Origin of the sequence: Nocardia takedensis NBRC 100417, assembly GCF_000308695.1 — a bacterium.
In the GTDB taxonomy this organism is placed as follows: Bacteria; Actinomycetota; Actinomycetes; order Mycobacteriales; family Mycobacteriaceae; genus Nocardia; species Nocardia takedensis.
On sequence record NZ_BAGG01000081.1, the window covers coordinates 19,907 to 37,907 of the forward strand.

Here is an 18,001-nt window from a genome sequence, read left to right on the forward strand (position 1 = left end):
CGCCCATGACACAGAACCCCGCCATCGCCGCCCTCTCGGCGGCGGGCGTGTCGGTCTGGCTCGACGACCTGTCGCGCGACCGCATCCAGTCCGGCAATCTCGCCGAACTCGTCGAGACCCGCGGGGTCGTCGGCGTCACCACCAATCCGACGATCTTCCAGGGTGCGCTGAGCCAGGGGCACGCCTACGACGCGCAGGTCCGCGAACTCGCCGCGCAAGGCGCCGACGCCGACGCGGCCGTGCGCACCATCACCACCGACGACGTCCGGGCCGCCTGCGACGTGCTCGCCCCGGTCTTCGAGGCCACCGGCGGCGTGGACGGCCGGGTCTCCATCGAGGTCGACCCGCGGTTGGCCTTCGACGCCGACAAGACCGTCGCCCAGGCCGTCGAGCTGTGGAAGATCGTCGACCGGCCCAACCTGTTCATCAAGATCCCCGCCACCGAGGCGGGCGTCCCCGCCATCACGGCGGTGCTGGCCGAGGGCATCAGCGTGAACGTGACGCTGATCTTCTCGGTGCCGCGCTACCGCTCGGTCATGGGCGCCTACCTCGACGGCATCCGCAAGGCCAAGATCGCGGGCCACGACCCGGCGAAGATCCATTCGGTCGCCTCGTTCTTCGTGTCCCGGGTGGACACCGAGATCGACAAGCGGCTCGAGGCCATCGGCACCCCGGAGGCGCTGGCGCTGCGCGGCAAGGCGGGCGTGGCCAACGCCCGGCTCGCCTACGCCGAGTACCAGGACGTCTTCGACGGCGGCTCGCACACCTCGACCTACGACAATCTCGCCTCCTCGGGCGCGAATCGGCAACGGCCGCTGTGGGCTTCGACCGGCGTCAAGAACCCGGACTACCCCGACACCCTCTACGTGACCGAACTGGTCGCGAAGAACACGGTCAACACGCTGCCGGAGAAGACGCTGGAAGCCGTCGCCGATCACGGCGAGGTGCACGGCGACACCCTCAGCGGCACCGCGGCCGAATCGCAGCGGGTCTTCGATGACCTGGCCGCGGCGGGCATCGACCTGACCGACGTCTTCGCGGTGCTCGAGCGCGAGGGCGTGGAGAAGTTCGAGAAGTCGTGGGACGAACTGCTGTCGGCGACCGCCGAGGAATTGGGCGCGGCCGGCGGAAGCCGCTGACCGATGGCGGGCACAGCCGAGTTCTCGAAGAACCCGCTGCGCGACCAGCGGGACAAGCGCGTCCCGCGCATCGCCGGCCCCTGCGGCATGGTGATTTTCGGCGTGACCGGAGATCTCTCCCGCAAGAAACTGATGCCTGCCATCTACGACCTGGCCAACCGGGGGCTGTTGCCTCCCGGTTTCGGCCTGGTCGGCTTCGCTCGGCGCGACTACGCCGACGAGGATTTCGCGAAGGTCGTGCTGGACGCGGTCAAAGCCCACGCCCGCACGCCTTTCCGCCAAGAGGTGTGGGATCACCTGGCCGAGGGCATCCGTTTCGTCCAGGGCAGTTTCGACGACGACGCCGCCTTCGACAGGCTCTCCGACACCCTGGCCGCACTGGACAAGGAGCGCGGCACCGGCGGTAATCACGCCTTCTACCTGTCGATTCCGCCGGACATGTTCCCGGTGGTGCTCGATCAGCTCTCCGAACACAAACTGGCGCAACCGGAGACCACCGACGCCCTGGGCCACACCCCGTGGCGACGGGTGGTCATCGAGAAGCCGTTCGGCCACGACCTGGAGAGCGCGGTCGAACTCAACGCGCTGGTCAACCGGGTATTCCCGGAGGAGACCGTCTTCCGCATCGATCACTATCTCGGCAAGGAGACGGTGCAGAACATCCTGGCGCTGCGCTTCGCCAACCAGTTGTTCGACCCGATCTGGAACGCCAACTACGTCGACCACGTGCAGATCACCATGGCCGAGGACATCGGCCTGGGCGGGCGCGCGGGCTACTACGACGGGATCGGCGCGGCGCGCGACGTCATCCAGAACCACCTGTTGCAACTGCTGGCCCTCACGGCCATGGAGGAGCCGATCAGCTTCCAGCCCAAGCAGTTGCAGACCGAGAAGATCAAGGTCCTCTCGGCCACCAAACTCGTGGAACCGCTGGACGAGACGACCGCCCGCGGTCAGTACGCCGAGGGGTGGCAGGGCGCCGAACACGTGGTCGGGTTGCTGGACGAGGAGGGTTTCGACCCGCAGTCCACCACCGAGACCTACGCCGCGATCACGCTGGAGGTCGACACCCGGCGCTGGGCTGGCGTGCCGTTCTACCTGCGCACCGGAAAGCGGTTGGGCCGCAGGGTGACCGAGATCGCGGTGGTGTTCAAACGCGCGCCGCACCTGCCCTTCGACCAGACAATGACCGAGGAGTTGGGCGAGAACGCCCTGGTCATCCGGGTGCAGCCGGATGAGGGCATCACCATGCGCTTCGGCTCGAAGGTGCCGGGCTCGAGCATGGAGGTGCGCGATGTCAACATGGACTTCAGCTACGGCGAATCGTTCACCGAATCCTCCCCGGAGGCCTATGAACGACTCATCCTGGACATGCTGCTGGGCGAGCCGTCGCTGTTCCCGGTGAACGCGGAGGTCGAATTGTCCTGGAGCATCCTGGATCCCGTGCTCGCGCACTGGGCCGAGGGCGGCAGACCGCAATCCTACGAAGCGGGCACCTGGGGCCCGGACTCGGCCGACGAGATGCTCGAGCGCACCGGCAGGGAATGGCGGCGGCCGTGATCGTCGACATGCCCGACACCACGACCGGCGCGGTCACCAAACGACTGCTGCAACTGCGCGAGAGCAACGGCGTCATCACCATGGGCCGGGTGCTGACCCTGGTGGTGTGCACGCTGGACAGCTCCGAGGCCGAGGACGCCATCGACGCCGCCAACGACGCCAGCCGCGAACACCCGTGCCGGGTGGTCGTGTTGGCGCGCGGCGACCGCGAGGCGGCCAACCGACTCGACGCCCAGATCCGCGTCGGCGGCGACGCGGGCGCGGCCGAGGTCATCGTGCTGCGCTTGCAGGGTGAGTTGATCAATCACGAGAGCAGCGTGGTCATCCCGTTCCTGCTGCCGGACACCCCGGTGGTGGCGTGGTGGCCGCGCGGCGCGCCGGAGCATCCGTCGAAGGATTCGGTGGGCAAGTTGGCCACCCGGCGCATCACCGACGCCACCTTCGCGGCCGATCCGCAGGCCACGATCAAGAAGCGGCGCGGCGCGTACGCGCCGGGCGACACCGATCTGGCGTGGAGCCGGATCACCTACTGGCGGGCGCTGCTTGCCGCGGCGATGGACGAACCGCCCTACGAGGCGGTGGATTCGGTGACGGTGTCGGGGTTGCGCAACGAACCGGCGCTGGACATGCTCGCCGGCTGGCTGGCCGCGCGCCTGGACTGCCCGGTGCGCAGGCGTTCCGGGGCGCTGTCGGTGGAGTTGCACCGCCCGTCGGTGTCGATCGCGATCGCGCGTCCGCAGACCGGCCGGACGGCGACGTTGACCCGCACCGGTGACCCGGAGCAGCGGATCGCGTTGGCGCGCCGGGAGACCCGCGACTGCCTGGCCGAGGAACTGCGTCGGCTCGACGCCGACGAGATCTACGCCGAGGCGCTCGCCGGAATCGAGAGGGTGACCTATGAGTGAGACCGGAACGAGCGCCGTCGAGGTGCACGCCGACACCGAGGCGCTGGTCGCGGCGGCGGCGGCACGTTTCGTGGAGGTCGTGGTGGCCGCGCAGGCCGCGCGCGGTTCGGCCTCGGTCGTGTTGACCGGCGGCGGCACCGGGATCGGCTTGTTGGAGCGGGTGCGCGCGAATCCGGGCGGGATCGACTGGTCCGCGCTCGACGTGTTCTGGGGTGACGAACGTTTCGTGCCCGGTGACGACGCCGAACGCAACGAGTTGCAGGCCCGCGAGGCGCTACTGGACCACGTGCCGGTCGACCACGCCCGGGTGCGTCCGGTCGCGGCCTCCGACAGCGAGTATCCGGACCCGATCGAGGCGGCGGGCCAGTACTCGGCCGCCGTGCACGCGTATCTGGCCGAGCACGGGGCCTTCGACCTGCACCTGCTCGGCATGGGCGGTGAGGGGCACGTGAATTCGCTGTTCCCCGACACCGACGCGGTGCGCGAGGAGCACGCGTTGGTCGTCGCGGTCACCGATTCGCCGAAACCGCCGCCGGTGCGTGTCACGTTGACGCTGCCCGCGATTCGCCGCAGCCGCCACGTGGTGCTGGTGGTGGGCGGGGCCGCCAAGGCCGAGGCGGTCGCCGCCGCGCGGGCCGGGGCCGATCCGGTGGACATCCCGGCCGCCGGTGCGCTGGGGACGGAATCGACCACGTGGCTGCTCGATCGCGCGGCCGCCGGGGAGTCCTGACCCGAAGGGCCGCACGGTGTTCTCCGGTGTCGGCCCCACCCGACACCGGCCCCCGACCCGACGCCGGCACAACGCGGGCAGCCGGGAACCCTGGGACCCTGGCCGGTCCTCGGCCGCGTTGGGGCCTACCGCCATGCTCGCGGGCGCGAAGCGGCCGAAGTCGCGATTCGACCGCCGCCCGGATCATCGTCTCCGAGAGGGAAGTAGCCGTTGTCAGGAACGCGGGATGTCGAAGTGAGCACCGACGGGGGTCGGTCCGCGCCCGATGATCGCGGCGTCGACCTGGACCGCCGTTGGCGTACCGAGATCGCCGCGCTGGCCGGATTCCCGCCCCGCGCATTGGAATCGGAGGTCGCGCCCGGTGTGTCCGGCCCTGCGCTGCTGGAGTTGTTCGAGGCGCAGGCGATCAGCAGGCACCTGGACTTGACGGCGCGGGAACTGGGCCGGTCCGGGCGCGGGTACTACAGCATCGGGTCCTCCGGGCACGAGGGCAACGCCGCGCTGGCGGCGGCGCTGCGGGTGACCGATCCCGCACTGCTGCACTACCGTTCGGGCGCGCTGTTCGCGCACCGGGCCGCGCGGGTCGGGGCGGACCCGATCCGCGACGTGCTGCTGGGAGTGGTCGCGGCGGCGGCCGATCCGATCTCGGGCGGCAGACACAAGGTCTTCGGCAGCGTCGCGGCGCACATCGTCCCGCAGACCTCCACCATCGCCTCGCATCTGCCGCGCGCGCTCGGTCTGGCCTTCGCGCTGGGCCGCGCGGCGCGACTGGGTCTGGCGAGCGGGTGGCCCGCGGATTCGGTGGTGCTGTGCACCTTCGGCGACGCCTCGGCCAACCACTCCACGGCCGTCGGCGCGATCAACGCCGCCCTGCATACCGCCTATCAGGGCGTGCCGGTGCCGCTGCTGTTCGTCTGCGAGGACAACGGTCTCGGGATCAGCGTGCCCACCCCGGCGGGCTGGATCGAGTCCGCCTACGGCACCCGTCCGGGCCTGCGCTACTTCGACGCCGACGGCTGCGATCCGGTCGACGCGCTGACCACCTGCGCGGCCGCCGCCGAGTTCGCGCGCACCCACCGGACCCCGACCTTTCTGCGCCTGCGCACGGTCCGGCTGCTGGGCCACGCGGGTTCGGACGTGGAGTCGGCCTACCGCTCCCCCGCCGAGATCACCGCCGACCTCACCCGCGACCCCGTGTTGGCCACCGCGAAACTGCTGGTCACCGCCGGGGTCGCCACCGCAGAGGAGGTCATCCGGCGCTACGACGCGATCGCCGAACGGGTCCGCGAAACGGCCGCGGACGTCCTGGAGCAACCGCCCCTCGCCTCCGCCGCCGCCGTCATCGAACCGCTGGCCCCCACATCCCCCGACCGCGTGCGCGCCGATGTCCTGCGTCCTCACTCGACACCCACCGCTCCCGTTGAACCCGCGCAGGTCGAGACACACGTCGGCGGCGGCGAGGAACAGTCGGCACCGGGACGGGCCGAGGCGTCGGGAGGCCGCCGGGAGTCCGAGGCGGGTCGCCCCGGTGGATCGCCGCGCGATGCGGCGATGGGCGCGCCCGTCACGATGGCGCAGGCGATCAACCGGACCCTGGCCGACCTGCTCGAGCGCGACCGGGATGTGCTGGTCTTCGGGGAGGACGTGGGTCGCAAGGGCGGGGTGTACGGGGTCACCAAGGGGCTGCGTGCGCGGTTCGGGGCGCGGCGGGTCTTCGACACCCTGCTGGACGAGCAGAGCGTGCTCGGCACGGCGCTGGGGGCGGGCCTGGCCGGTTTCGTCCCGATTCCCGAGATCCAGTATCTGGCCTATACGCACAACGCCTTGGACCAGATCCGCGGTGAGGCGGCGACACTCGGTTTCTTCTCGGCGGGGCGATTCCGCAACCCGATGGTGGTCAGGGTCGCGGGGCTCGGCTACCAGAAGGGGTTCGGCGGACATTTCCACAACGACAACTCGCTGGCGGCGCTGCGCGACATCCCGGGGGTGATCGTGGCCGTGCCGTCGCGCGCCGACGACGCCGCGGCCATGCTGCGGACCTGCGTCTCGGCGGCTCGCGTGGACGGGCGGGTCTGCGTGTTCGTGGAGCCGATCGCGTTGTATCACACGCGCGATCTGCACCCCGGGGACGGCGCGTGGCTCGCGGCCGCCGACGGTCCGCACATCCCGGTCGGCCGAGCGGGCGTGCACGGCGCGGGCGGCGACTTGACGGTGGTGAGCTTCGGCAACGGCGTCCCGATGAGCCTACGGGCGGCCGGGCGACTCGCGCGCGACGGGATCGGCGTCCGGGTACTGGATCTGCGCTGGTTGAACCCGCTGCCGACGCGGGATCTGCTCGACCACGCGCGCGCCACCGGTCGGGTGCTGATCGCGGACGAGACCAGGCGCGGCGGCGCGGTGTCCGATTCTGTGGTGGCTGCGCTGGTCGACGCCGGGTTCACCGGCCGGATCGCCCGGGTAACCAGCGCGGACAGCTTCGTCCCGCTCGGACCCGCCGCCGCCCACGTCCTGCTCGACGAGACCGCGATCGAGCGGGCCGCGCGTGACCTGGTGGCCGAGCGCGAGCGCGGCGAGGCGCGGCCCACACTGTTGCGGCGATTCGGATTCGGTCGCGCCGCCCGCGGAAATACAGTGGGAGAGGACTCCTGACCAGCAGCGGAAGGATACGGCCGTGAGCACGATATCGACCCTCGGCGAGATTCGCCCCGAACACGACCGCCCCGTCGAGGCCGTACTGCTGCGCTATCAGCGCTCGTTCCGCCGTCCGATCCGCGAGGTCTGGTCGGCCTGCACCCGGCGCGGCGAGTTGGCGCGGTGGCTGGGCACGGTGACCGACACCGGCGGCACCCTGCTGCTCGACCTGCTCGACGGGCCGGTGGTCGGTCCGTTGGCGGTCCGGGTCGCGCACTGCGCCGCGCCGGGCGAACTGGTGGCCCACGTGGACGGTTCGCTGGTGGAGATGCGGATGAACCAGGTCGGGGTCGTGACGACCGTCGAGTTGGTGCGCAGGCACCTGTCGCCGGAGCAGGCCGAGACCCTCGGCCCGCGCTGGCAGTATCTGCTGGATCGGCTCGAGGCGTACCTCGACAGGCGCGAATTGCCGCGCTGGGCCGACTATCCGGAACTGGCGGGCGAGTACCGCTAGTCCCCTACGGGCGCCAGATCGCGCAGGTGGTCGAGCAGGAGCGCGTTGACCTCCGCGGTGCGCTCGAGTTGCAGCAGGTGACCCGCGCCCGCGAGTTCGGTGACTCCGCGCAGATCGGTGAGGTGGGCGCGCAGGATGCCCAACGGGTCGCGCCCGCTGAAACCCTCCATATCGGTGTCGCGTTCGCCGTAGAGGAAGTAGGCGGGCACGGTCACCTTCGCGTCGGCGTAGTCGGCGGTGAGTTCCCAGTTACGGTCCAGCGCGCGGTACCAGTTCAGGCCGCCGGTGAATCCGGTCCGGGTGAACTCGGCGGTCAGGACGTCGAGGTCGGCCTCCGACAGCCACGCCCAGGGCAGGGCGGGGGCTTCGGGCAGCACGTCGAGGTAGCCGGTTCCTTCGGCGGGGTGCTGCCAGGTGTCGAGATAGTGGTAGTCGCCGCTGAGCGCGTAATACACCCGGGCGAGGAATTCGCGCGGACGGGCCGCGAGTTCGCGGTCGGCGACGCCGGGCCGCTGGAAATAGTCCAGGTGCAGGAAGTGTCGTCGCGCCGCGTTGGCCCACAACTGCGACGGGGCGCGCGGCGGGCGCGGCTGGAAGGGATTGTTCAGGACGATCACCCCGCCGACGCGTTCGGGCGCGCGCAATGCCGACTCCCACACCAATTGCGCCCCGAAATCCAGGCCGACGAATATCGCGCGCTCGGCGCCGATATCGTCGAGCAGGGCCAGCAGATCGCCGACGACGGCGGCGTTGGTGTAGGCGTCCGGTCCGTCGACGGTCTCCGTGCGACCGTATCCGCGCAGGTCGGGGGCGATGGCCCGGTAGCCGGCGGCCGCGACGGCGGGCAGTTGGCGGTGCCACATGTACCAGGTGTGCGGGAAGCCGTGGCAGAACACCACGGGGTACCCGTCGCCCTGCTCGACCACGTGCATCCGCGCCCCGTCGGTCCGCACGAACCGCTCCGAGGTCCGCGCCGCTGTCCCTGGTTCCACCATTACCTCCGCACTGCCGTCGCCGGGGTCCGGAACGGCCAAAACTTAGAACGTGTTCCTATTTCACGGTAATGTCCCGAAGTCGTGAGCGGAATACCTCAGGAACTTGGCGGCAGCGTCGCCGTCGTGACCGGCGCGAGTCGCGGGATCGGAAAAGGCATCGCCCTGGAATTGGGCGCCGCGGGGGCGACGGTATTCGTGACCGGCCGGACCGCGACACCGGGACGACTGCCCGGCACCGTGCACGGCACCGCCGCCGAGATCGACGCCGCGGGCGGGGTCGGCATCCCCTTCGTGTGCGACCACCGCGACGACGACGCCGTGCAGCGCCTCTTCGAGCGGGTCCGCGACGAATACGGCCGCCTCGACGTCCTGGTCAACAACGTCTACAACGCGCCCGCCGCCGCGCGATGGCTCGGCAAACCCTTCTGGGAGGTGCCGCCGACGGCCTGGGACGAGACCTTCGACGTCGGCGTCCGCTCGCACTACGCCGCCGCGGTGTTCGCCGCGCCCCTGCTGATCGAATCCCACGGGCTGATCGTCAACATCTCCTCCCCCGGCGCGCGGCGCTACATGCACAACGCGGTCTACGGCGTCGCCAAGACCGCCCTGGACCGACTGACCGCCGACCTGGCCCACGACCTCACCGACAGCGCGGTGACGGTGGTGTCGCTGTGGCCCGGCATCGTGAACACCGAACTGTTGCAGATGGTTCCGGCCGACGCCGAGGGCCGCCGCCTGGTCACCCTGCCCGGTGAGGGCACCTACGATCTCGAGGCCGCGGAGAGTCCGCGCTTCCCCGGCCGCGCCGTGGTCGCACTGGCCACCGATCCCGCGCGCCGCGAACGCACCGGAACGGCTTGGCGGGTGGCCGATCTGGCCGATCACTACGGATTCACCGACGTCGACGGACGGGTGCCGCGGCAGAGCTGATTCCATCTGAAAGCTGTTGCCTTCGCGGATGTTACGACCGCGCTCACGGGCGGGGGCCGCTCCCGGACCCGGTGCTAGTCTGTGCTCGGCCGATGCCGGATCGCGCGCCCGCCCACCACCGCGGCGCGACGGTGCGGACTCGCGAAACCGTTGTCCCGTCAGCATCTTCCGAAGGAGCGCGTGAATGCCACAGGTCGCCTTGGTCTCCCGGGTCAAAGCCAAGCCGGGCCGGGCCGAGGAGTTGGTGGCCGCGTTCGCCCCGGTCTTCGCCCAGGTCGCCGCGGAACCCGGCACGCTGCTCTACGTGCTCAACCGCTCCAAGGACGATCCGGAACTGTTCTGGGTCTCGGAGATCTACGCCGACGACGACGCCTTCGCCGCGCATCGCGACAGCGCCGCGATGGCCGCGGCCACGCCGGTCCTGGGCGAGCTCATCGCGGGCGCGGAACTGATCGTGGGCGAACCGCTGGCGGCCAAGGGCGTCCCGGCCCGATCGTGACCGCCCGCGGACTCAGAGGCTGAAGGCGATCGAGCGCAGCACCAGCGCCAGGATGAACACGATGGTGAAGGCCAGGTCGATCGCGACGCCGCCCGCGCGCATCGGCGGCAGCAGTTTGCGCACCGGCGCGATGACCGGTTCGGTGACCCGTTGCGTCAGGTCGCGGGCGCGCAGCACCCAGGGGTTGGTGGTCCGCCCCAGCAGCACCACCCAGTCCAGGATCATGCGGGCGATCAGGATGACGATGAACAGCGTCAGGGCGTAGCCGAGCACCGTCCCGATGAGGCTCATGCTCTTCTCCTTCGATGGTGGCCGTGCGGCCGTCCTACCGATGTCAACGATGCCGGTCCCGGCGGGGTGCCCGGACGACACGATTCTCAGCCGATTCCCATGAACGGACAAATCAGACACCGCAACGGAATCGAGGAGAGATTTCCCGCATACTTCGGGCAAACACCCCACGCAGACCGAGCGGTTTGTACACTCGACCATGTTCCGCCCGAATCGGAACCACCGGTGGGCGACACTCCCGTGTCGGTCACCGACGGCTGGAACTACACCGGGGCGAGGAGCTTTCCCGAGCACCCTGATCCCCTCGCCCCGGTGCATTCAGCACTGTACGGGCGTGGTCGGACCCCCGCGCGAGTCCGCGGCGCGGACGACGGGCTGGAAAAGTCCTGTTCACCGTTCTGTCGAGCGCCTGAACCCCGGATGACGGGGGGCTGATTTTCCCGCGCCCGGCAGACGTGCGGCCGGGGGGATGACAGGATCGGGCGGGCACGAGGCGCGGCGATCCCGCACTCACACGATGAGCTCTACGGCGTCCCTTCCGAGGGACCGCCGCGCCCGTGCCCCGGTTCCGCGAGGAACCGGATTCGGGGACGATCCGCCGTTTGCGTGTCGGCGACCCGGATGGGCCACTTCCCGGCGAACCGCCCCCGAGATCTCAGCTCACGCTCACTTGGCGGGCGCGGGCTTCGGAGCGGGCTGGTTGATCGTGGTGAAGTACTGGATCGCGGCCGCGATCGCGACCGGAGCCGTCACGAAGATCTGACCGACGATGGTGCCGATCGCGCCCACGGCGACGATGCCGCCGAGGCAGCCCAGCGCGGCGGCCGGGATGAACGGACCGAACAGACCCGCGATCGTCGAGGAGGCGATGCCGGCGCCGGCGATACCGCCGAAGACGCAGCCGAGCGCGCCGCCACCGAGGCCACCGATCAGGGTGCCGATGGTGGCGCCCATGCTGATGGTGCTGGTCAGGCGGCTCCAGGCAGCCTGCTCACGCTCGTACTCGGTCTTCCACGGCGCCTGATCCTCGTAGGGCAGCGCGACCGGCTTGTAGACGGCCTTGGCCGGATCGAGCTGCGGGGTCAGAGTGGCGGTGCGATCGGAGATCTGCGCCGCGATCGGGAACTCGAACTCGTCGAGGCGAAACGCCAGCTCGGTACCCGCCACGACGGTGCCGTTCGCGGCCTTGATCTTGAAGATGTTGTCCTCGACGGACATCGAGCCCGCGTCGGTGGTGATCACGGTCGACCGATCGTCGGCCGAGGCGGTGAATCCGACGCCCTCGGGCTCCGGAGCGGCGTGCGCGCCACCGGCGGCGACGCCCAGTGCCGCGATCAGTAACGCGGCGGTCGCGGTCAGCTTGACCTTCATCTGGTTGTTTCCTCATCTCTGGAATTCCGGGCGAACCCGGGTGCATAGAGCGACAACACAGTCACCGATTCCACGACCTCGCGCGCGCCCGCGAGACCGCCTCGATTCGCGCGATCGGCGTTGCCTATCGCACACACGCGCGCGGACCGGGCCGTCCGAGACTGGCCGATGTCACGAAGGCGGACCGAGTGAAGGAGATCCCGGGTGGCCCGGTTGCAGATCGAAGCGGTGTGCAAGCGTTTCGGCGGCACCGACGCCGTACGCGACGTCGACCTCGACATCGCCGACGGCGAATTCATGGTGCTGCTCGGCCCCAGCGGCTGCGGGAAATCCACCCTGCTGCGCATGATCGCCGGACTCGAATCGCCCACCTCCGGCCGGATCCTGCTCGACGGCCGCGACATCACCGACGTCGCACCGCAGCAGCGTGATCTGGCGATGGTGTTCCAGAGCTACGCGCTCTACCCCCACCTGAGCGTGGCACGCAACATCGGCTTCCCGCTCAAGTCGCGGCGGGCGCCGCGCGCGAAGATCGCCGAGCGGGTCGCCGAGGTCGCGGGCACGCTGGCGCTGACGCCGCTGCTCGAACGCAAACCCGCCGCACTCTCGGGCGGCCAGCGGCAGCGAGTCGCGTTGGCGCGCGCCATGGTTCGCGATCCCGGTGCGTTCCTCATGGACGAGCCGCTGTCGAATCTGGACGCCCGCCTACGCAGCGCGACCCGCGCGGAACTGATCGCGCTGCACCGCAGGCTCGGCTCGACCTTCCTCTACGTCACCCACGACCAGGTCGAGGCGATGACGATGGCGACCCGCATCGCCCTGCTCAACGACGGACACGTCGAGCAGGTCGGCGCGCCGACCGAACTCTACGATCACCCGCGCTCGACCTTCGTCGCCGCGTTCCTCGGCGCACCGCCGATGAACCTGCTGCCCGCGACCGTCACCGCCCGCGACGGCCGGTTGTACGCGATCGCCGACGGCCTGGACGCCCCGCTGGGCATCGCCGACACCGCCGACGACACCGCCGTCACCTTCGGCGTACGGCCCGAGCGCCTGCGCCTGAGCAGCGGCGCGGGCGTGCTGCGCGGACCGGTGACGATGGTCGAGAACCTGGGCGCCGAGGAGGTCGTGCACGTCACCGTCGGCGCCGCGCAGGTGTCCGCGCGCATCCCCCGCCCCGCCGCGGTCGCCGTCGGGCAGACCGTCGCCCTGGACCTCGACCCGGCCGACATCCACCTGTTCCACGCCGAATCCGGACTCCGCCTGACATGGCAGGCCGACGAACCGGACCCGTTACCAGCGCGCACCGAACTCCCGGTCGCCTGAAGTCACCCCCGGTAGCACATCACAATCAGGAGCAACACCCGTGAAACGCACACTGGCCGCCATCTGCCTCGCGCTGAGCACCGCACTCGCGGCCAGCGCCTGTGGCGGACTCGGCAGTACCAGCAACGACTCCGCGGCGCCGACCGCGACCATCCCCGAACTCGGGGCCGACCAGAAGGTCTCGATCGTCTTCGAGTCCTACAACTACGGCCTCGCGGGCGCGTGGACCGACACCTTCAACGCCCTCATCACCGAATTCCAGGCCAAGCACCCCAACATCACGGTGACGGCGCAGAAGCCGCAGGGCAACAGCCCGAACCCGGCCACCGACACCATCTCCAGCATCCAGAACCAGATGGTCGCGGGCACCCCGCCCGACGTCGCCCAGCTCGGCTTCAGCGACCTGGACTTCACCATCAACCAGTTGCAGGCCAAGTCGCTGGACGCGCTCGTCGGCAAGGACGCGGTGCAGAAGAACTTCGACGGCGCCCAGCACGCCTTCGCCCCCAAGGCCCGCACCCTGGCCGACTGGAACGGCGCCACCTACGGCGTGCCGTTCGTGTTCTCCACCCCGGTCCTGTACTTCAACGCCTCGCTGTTCACCGAGGCCGGCCTGGACCCCGCCAACCCGCCCAAGACCTGGCAGCAGGTCTCCGAGGCGGCCGCGGCGATCACCGCCAAGACCGGTAAGGGCGGCGTCTACATCGACTGCCTGACCAAGACCGCCAAGGACTGGTGCTTCCAGTCGATGGTCCGCTCCAACGGCGGACGCGTCATCTCCGAGGACCGCACTACCCTCACCTACGCCGACCCGGCCGTGGTCGAGGTGACCAAGATGGCCCAGGACCTGGTGACCAGCGGCAGCATGCCCGCGTTGCAGCAGAAGCAGGGCTACGAGGCGTTCGGTCGCGGCGAGGTCGGCATGATCCTCGAGACCAGCGCCATCCAGGGCACCTTCGTCAAGGGCGCCGAAGGCAAGTGGGACCTGCGTTCGGCCCCGATGCCGACCTTCGGCAACAAGCCCGCGGTGCCGACCAACTCCGGCGCCTCGCTCTACATCCTTTCCAACGACCCGGCCAAGCAGCGCGCGTCGTGGGAGCTGATCAAGTTCCTCACCAGTGAGGCGGCCTACGTCAAGATCTCCCAGGGCATCGGCTACCTGCCGCTGCGCACCGGTCTGCTGACCGACCCGAACGGCCTGCAGGAGTGGTCGCGCAAGAACCCGCTGCTCGAGCCGAACGTCGCCCAGCTGGCGAACATGGAACCCTGGATCTCCATGCCCGGCACCAACTACCTGCAGATCCGCGACGGCATGATGGACGCCGTCGAAGCGGTCGTCTTCCAGGGCAAGGACCCCAAGTCCACCCTGACCGCCGCGCAGGATCAGGGCCGCAAACTCCTCCCGGCCGCATGAGCGCGCGCGGCAACGGGTCGACCGTCGAGGACCACACGGCCCCGGTCACGGTCATCCAACTGACCGACACCCACCTACGGGCCGAAGGGGAGCTGGTGCACGGCGTGGTCGACACCCACGCCAACCTGCTCCGCGTCCTGGACAGACTCACCGATGCCGGACGGCGCGTCGACGCGATCGTGCTGTCCGGCGACCTGGCCGACAACGGCGCTCCCCGGGCCTATCAACGGTTACGGGAGGCGGTCGAACCCGTTGCCGCGACGCTCGGCGCACGCCTGGTCTACGTCATGGGCAACCACGACGAACGCGTGGCGTTCGGCGCGGAACTGCTCGACCGCGAGGTCGATCCGACGACCACCCACGACAGCGTCGTCGAGGTCGCCGGACTGCGCATCGTCGCCCTGGACAGCACCATCCCGAATCACCACCACGGGCGGCTGCTGCCCGAACAGCTCACCTGGCTGGCCGAGCAGCTGCGCACACCCGCGCCGCGCGGCACCCTGCTGGTGCTGCACCACCCGCCCGCGCCGTCGCCGCTGCCCGGCCCGGACTTCCTGCGTCTGGAACAGCCGCGGGAACTGGCCGAGGTGATTCGCGGCACCGATGTCGGGCTGATCATCTGCGGGCACAACCATCTGACCGGGGCGGCGTCCCTGGCGGGCGTGCCCATCTGGCTCGGCCCCGCGCTGTCCTACCGGATCGACACCTTCGCTCCGGTCGGACGGCACCGCGGCTGGGCCGGGTTCGGCTTCACCCGCGTCGACGTGCTCGGCGAGTCCATGGTCGCCTCGGCCGTCGAGCTGACCACCGCCACGCAGGTCTACGACCGCCCCGAGCAAGAGGTCCTCGACCAGCTCGCGGCACTCGCCGAGCAGCGGTGATCCGATGTTCGTCCTCGCGTACCCGTCCGCGCCGGTAGACCTCGAGGTCGAACCGGCGGCGGACGGGGACCGCCCGTTGCCCGCGGCGCGGCCCGCCTCCGCCCGACGGCGGTCGCTGCTGCGCCGCGGACTGCGCGGACTGGTCCCCTACCTGTATCTCGCGCCCGCGCTGGCGATGTTGGTCATCTGGACCTACCGCCCGCTGGTCCAAGCCTTCGAACTCTCCACCTATTCGTGGAATCTGCTGCCGAGCCAGCCGATGAAACCGGTGGGCACCGCGAACTTCGAACGGCTGCTGGAACTTCCCGCGTTCTGGGATTCCCTGTCACGCACCGCCGTGCTGATCCTGGGCCTGCTCCCGTTCACCGTCGTGCTGCCGGTCGCGCTGGCGCTGGCCGGCCGTCGGGTCAGCCCCCGCGCCCGCACGATCTACCAGGCGTTCATCTTCACGCCCTTCCTCGTCGCGGGCGTCGCGGCGGCCGCGGTCTGGCGCTGGCTGCTGCATCCCGGCGGCGGCGTGGTCGGCCGACTGCTCGGCTCGGACCGCAACTGGGTCTACGACGTCGACACCGCCCAAGGCGTCATCATCGTCATCACCGGCTGGCAGTTGCTCGGCTTCGCGGTGCTGGTGGTGTGGGCCGGACTGGCGGGCATCAGCCCCGACTACGACGAGGCGGCCCGCGTCGACGGCGCCTCCCCCGGCCAGATCCGGCGCTGGATCACCATGCCGCTGCTCTCGCCCACCCTGCTGTTCCTGGTGCTGACCACGGTCCTGCTCACCCCCACCCTGACCTTCCCGCTCATCGACTCGATGACCCAGGGCGGGCCCGCGCAGGCCACCACGAACATCTACTACCTGCTGTGGGACTACGCCTTCCACAGCTTCGACGCCGGCCTCAGCGCCGCCGCCGGAGTCCTGCTGTTCGTCGGATTCGGCATCCTCGCGGGCGCACTGGTGTGGCTGTCGGAAAGGTTGTCCTTCCATGATGATTGAGCGATTGCGCGGCCTGGCCAGTCACGCGCTGCTCGCGGTGACCGCGCTGGTGTGCGTGTTCCCGATCTACTGGCTGTTCGCCACCTCGCTGCGCAGGCCCGGCGACGTCATGTCCCTCTCGCCGTTCCCCTGGCCGATGTCGGTGGACAACTACACCGACGCCGCGCACAAGGTCGACGTCACCGGCTTGATCCTGAACACCTTCGCGGTGGCCTCGTTCGCCGCGATCGCCCAGTTGCTCATCGCGCTGTTCGCCTCCTACGCCTTCGTGATGTACACCTTCCCGTTGCAGCGCCTGCTCTACCTGGCCTTCGTCGGGATCTGGCTGGTGCCCTTCCAGGTGACGATGCTGCCGAACTACGTGCTGCTCAACCAACTCGGCCTGATCGACACCCTGATCGGCACCGTCCTGCCGACACTGTGCTCGGCGCTGGGCGTGCTGCTGCTGCGCCAGCACATGGCCGCCTTCCCGAAGGAACTGGTCGCCGCCGCCAAGATCGACGGCCGTTCGTCGTGGTCGATCCTGTGGACGGTGGTGGTGCCGAACCTGCGGCCCGCACTGGCCGCGCTGGCGATCCTGCTGTTCATCAACGCCTGGAACGAGTACTTCTGGCCCGCTGTGGTGATGCGCCGCTCCAACGGCGTCCTGCAACTGGGACTACGCAGCTTCATGGGCACCGAAGGCGACGACTGGGGTCCGATGATGGCATTGGCCGGTCTGGCCTGCCTGCCCGTGCTGGTGCTCTACCTGCTGCTGCAGCGGCACGTGGTCAACGCGTTCGTCCGCTCCGGCCTGAAGTGATCACACCGGGACCGCGCGCTCCTCGGCCGCGTCGTCGCGCACCGCGGCGACGCAGTCGAGGAACAACTCCACCGCGGGATTGGGCTCCTCGGCCCGCCACACCGCGAACAGGTCCAGCGTCGGCACCGGGTCGAGCAGTTTCACCGCCACCGCGGCGCTGTCCGGACCGCCCATCTGCATCGACTGCGCCCGCGGCAGCGAGGCGAACCCGACGAAAGGACGCACCGACACCATGTGCATCGTCGCGCCGGGATCATCGGCGGTCTGCGCCACGTCCAGGCTGATCCGATTGTCGGCGGCGGCGCGGAAGATCGAGTCGTACATGGCCGGACACTGCTCGCGGGCGAACAGCACGCAGCGCTGTTCGGCCAGTTCCGCGAACCGCACCCCCGAACGGCCCGCCCACCGGTGCGAGCGCCCCACCACCGCGACCAGCGGGATACGGTTCAACAGGCGGCGGTGCCGGAACTCGGCGGTGGTCGGATGCCCGTAGACCAGCGCGATGTCCAAGGTCCCCGCACGCAGGGCCGCCAACTGCGGCCCGGTGCGCTTCTCCCACATCGAGATCACCACGTCCGGGTGCTCGTCGGCCATCCTGGTCAGCGCCTCGGGCAGCACATGTCTGCTGGCGGGCAGGTTGTAGCCGACGCTCAGCGAGCCGGAACGGCCCGCCGCCGCGGCTTTGGCGACTTCGGCGGCGCGGTCCATCTGGGCCACGATCAGCCGGGCCTGCCCCTCGAATTCCCGTCCCGCCGCCGTCAACCGCACTTCGTGCGAATTGCGCGACACCAGTTGCACATCCAACGAGCGCTCCAGTTTCTGGAGTTGCGCACTCAGACTGGGCTGGGTGAGATGTAGTCGCTGCGCCGCGCGACCGAAATGCAATTCCTCCGCGAGTGCGAGGAACGAAACAATATGCCGGAGCTCCATACCGACTCCTTCCCGTGCTCGCCACCGTAATGCCGCCGAGTAACCGGGAATGAATCTGCCGGTAACGGCCGAGACCCTTCAGGTGGCCG

The 18,001-nt window shown here is 69.9% G+C and carries 17 protein-coding genes; 13 read left to right on the forward strand and 4 right to left on the reverse strand.

Going from position 1 to position 18,001, the window contains the following annotated elements:
• The first annotated feature begins 5 nt into the window (after window positions 1-5).
• From tal to ON30_RS16775, 6 genes are all read left to right on the forward strand, one after another.
• On the forward strand, window positions 6-1,139 hold the full coding sequence (gene tal, locus ON30_RS16750; protein WP_040708268.1) for a transaldolase: 1,134 nt from the start codon (window positions 6-8) through the stop codon (window positions 1,137-1,139).
• Window positions 1,140-1,142: 3 nt separating this feature from the next.
• On the forward strand, window positions 1,143-2,699 hold the full coding sequence (zwf, locus tag ON30_RS16755; protein WP_040708269.1) for a glucose-6-phosphate dehydrogenase: 1,557 nt from the start codon (window positions 1,143-1,145) through the stop codon (window positions 2,697-2,699).
• The gene (gene opcA, locus ON30_RS16760) at window positions 2,696-3,604 is read left to right on the forward strand and encodes a glucose-6-phosphate dehydrogenase assembly protein OpcA (RefSeq protein WP_040708373.1); all 909 of its coding nucleotides are present in this window, start codon (window positions 2,696-2,698) and stop codon (window positions 3,602-3,604) included. Before zwf ends, opcA begins: the two co-directional genes overlap by 4 nt.
• Window positions 3,597-4,334, forward strand: coding sequence for a 6-phosphogluconolactonase (gene pgl, locus ON30_RS16765; protein WP_040708270.1), 738 nt, complete (start codon window positions 3,597-3,599; stop codon window positions 4,332-4,334). The genes opcA and pgl overlap by 8 nt, the downstream gene beginning before the upstream one ends.
• A gap of 234 nt (window positions 4,335-4,568) precedes the next feature.
• The gene (locus tag ON30_RS16770; RefSeq protein WP_373282562.1) at window positions 4,569-6,983 is read left to right on the forward strand and encodes a thiamine pyrophosphate-dependent enzyme; all 2,415 of its coding nucleotides are present in this window, start codon (window positions 4,569-4,571) and stop codon (window positions 6,981-6,983) included.
• 22 nt (window positions 6,984-7,005) lie between these two features.
• Entirely contained in the window at window positions 7,006-7,479 is a 474-nt protein-coding gene (locus tag ON30_RS16775) for an SRPBCC family protein (protein ID WP_040708272.1), read from the forward strand.
• Here the strand turns inward: ON30_RS16775 and ON30_RS16780 are convergent.
• A complete protein-coding gene (locus ON30_RS16780; RefSeq protein ID WP_245554088.1) occupies window positions 7,476-8,411 on the reverse strand; it encodes an alpha/beta fold hydrolase in 936 nt (311 codons plus the stop codon). The genes ON30_RS16775 and ON30_RS16780 overlap by 4 nt on opposite strands.
• Before the next feature lie 144 nt (window positions 8,412-8,555).
• Between ON30_RS16780 and ON30_RS16785 the strand changes: the two genes are divergently transcribed.
• Both ON30_RS16785 and ON30_RS16790 read left to right on the forward strand, forming a co-directional pair.
• Window positions 8,556-9,404 carry an SDR family NAD(P)-dependent oxidoreductase gene (locus ON30_RS16785; RefSeq protein ID WP_040708275.1) on the forward strand — a complete coding sequence of 283 codons (849 nt, stop codon included), beginning with the start codon at window positions 8,556-8,558 and terminating at the stop codon, window positions 9,402-9,404.
• A 184-nt stretch (window positions 9,405-9,588) separates the two neighbouring features.
• Window positions 9,589-9,903: a putative quinol monooxygenase gene (locus tag ON30_RS16790; protein WP_051029447.1), complete on the forward strand. Its 315-nt coding sequence runs from the start codon at window positions 9,589-9,591 to the stop codon at window positions 9,901-9,903.
• A gap of 12 nt (window positions 9,904-9,915) precedes the next feature.
• Here the strand turns inward: ON30_RS16790 and ON30_RS16795 are convergent, their stop codons facing one another.
• Together ON30_RS16795 and ON30_RS16800 are read right to left on the reverse strand one after the other, a co-directional pair.
• Window positions 9,916-10,194, reverse strand: a complete 279-nt coding sequence (locus tag ON30_RS16795; protein ID WP_040708277.1) for a YggT family protein — start codon at window positions 10,192-10,194, stop codon at window positions 9,916-9,918.
• A gap of 666 nt (window positions 10,195-10,860) precedes the next feature.
• Window positions 10,861-11,565: a DUF8020 domain-containing protein gene (locus tag ON30_RS16800; RefSeq protein WP_040708279.1), complete on the reverse strand. Its 705-nt coding sequence runs from the start codon at window positions 11,563-11,565 to the stop codon at window positions 10,861-10,863.
• A gap of 204 nt (window positions 11,566-11,769) precedes the next feature.
• Here ON30_RS16800 and ON30_RS16805 point away from each other — a divergent pair, with 204 nt between their 5' ends.
• Genes ON30_RS16805 through ON30_RS16825 form a run of 5 tightly spaced genes read left to right on the forward strand, consistent with a single transcriptional unit; the run spans window position 11,770 to window position 16,982 of the window.
• Window positions 11,770-12,891: an ABC transporter ATP-binding protein gene (locus tag ON30_RS16805; protein ID WP_051029448.1), complete on the forward strand. Its 1,122-nt coding sequence runs from the start codon at window positions 11,770-11,772 to the stop codon at window positions 12,889-12,891.
• A 40-nt stretch (window positions 12,892-12,931) separates the two neighbouring features.
• Entirely contained in the window at window positions 12,932-14,305 is a 1,374-nt protein-coding gene (locus tag ON30_RS16810) for an ABC transporter substrate-binding protein (protein WP_040708378.1), read from the forward strand.
• Entirely contained in the window at window positions 14,302-15,186 is an 885-nt protein-coding gene (locus ON30_RS16815; protein WP_051029449.1) for a metallophosphoesterase, read from the forward strand. Before ON30_RS16810 ends, ON30_RS16815 begins: the two co-directional genes overlap by 4 nt.
• Before the next feature lie 4 nt (window positions 15,187-15,190).
• On the forward strand, window positions 15,191-16,180 hold the full coding sequence (locus ON30_RS16820) for a carbohydrate ABC transporter permease (protein WP_063719898.1): 990 nt from the start codon (window positions 15,191-15,193) through the stop codon (window positions 16,178-16,180).
• Window positions 16,170-16,982 carry a carbohydrate ABC transporter permease gene (locus tag ON30_RS16825; RefSeq protein WP_040708281.1) on the forward strand — a complete coding sequence of 271 codons (813 nt, stop codon included), beginning with the start codon at window positions 16,170-16,172 and terminating at the stop codon, window positions 16,980-16,982. The genes ON30_RS16820 and ON30_RS16825 overlap by 11 nt, the downstream gene beginning before the upstream one ends.
• Here ON30_RS16825 and ON30_RS16830 read toward each other — a convergent pair whose 3' ends face one another.
• The gene (locus ON30_RS16830; RefSeq protein WP_040708282.1) at window positions 16,983-17,912 is read right to left on the reverse strand and encodes a LysR family transcriptional regulator; all 930 of its coding nucleotides are present in this window, start codon (window positions 17,910-17,912) and stop codon (window positions 16,983-16,985) included.
• Between the last annotated feature and the right edge of the window lie 89 nt (window positions 17,913-18,001).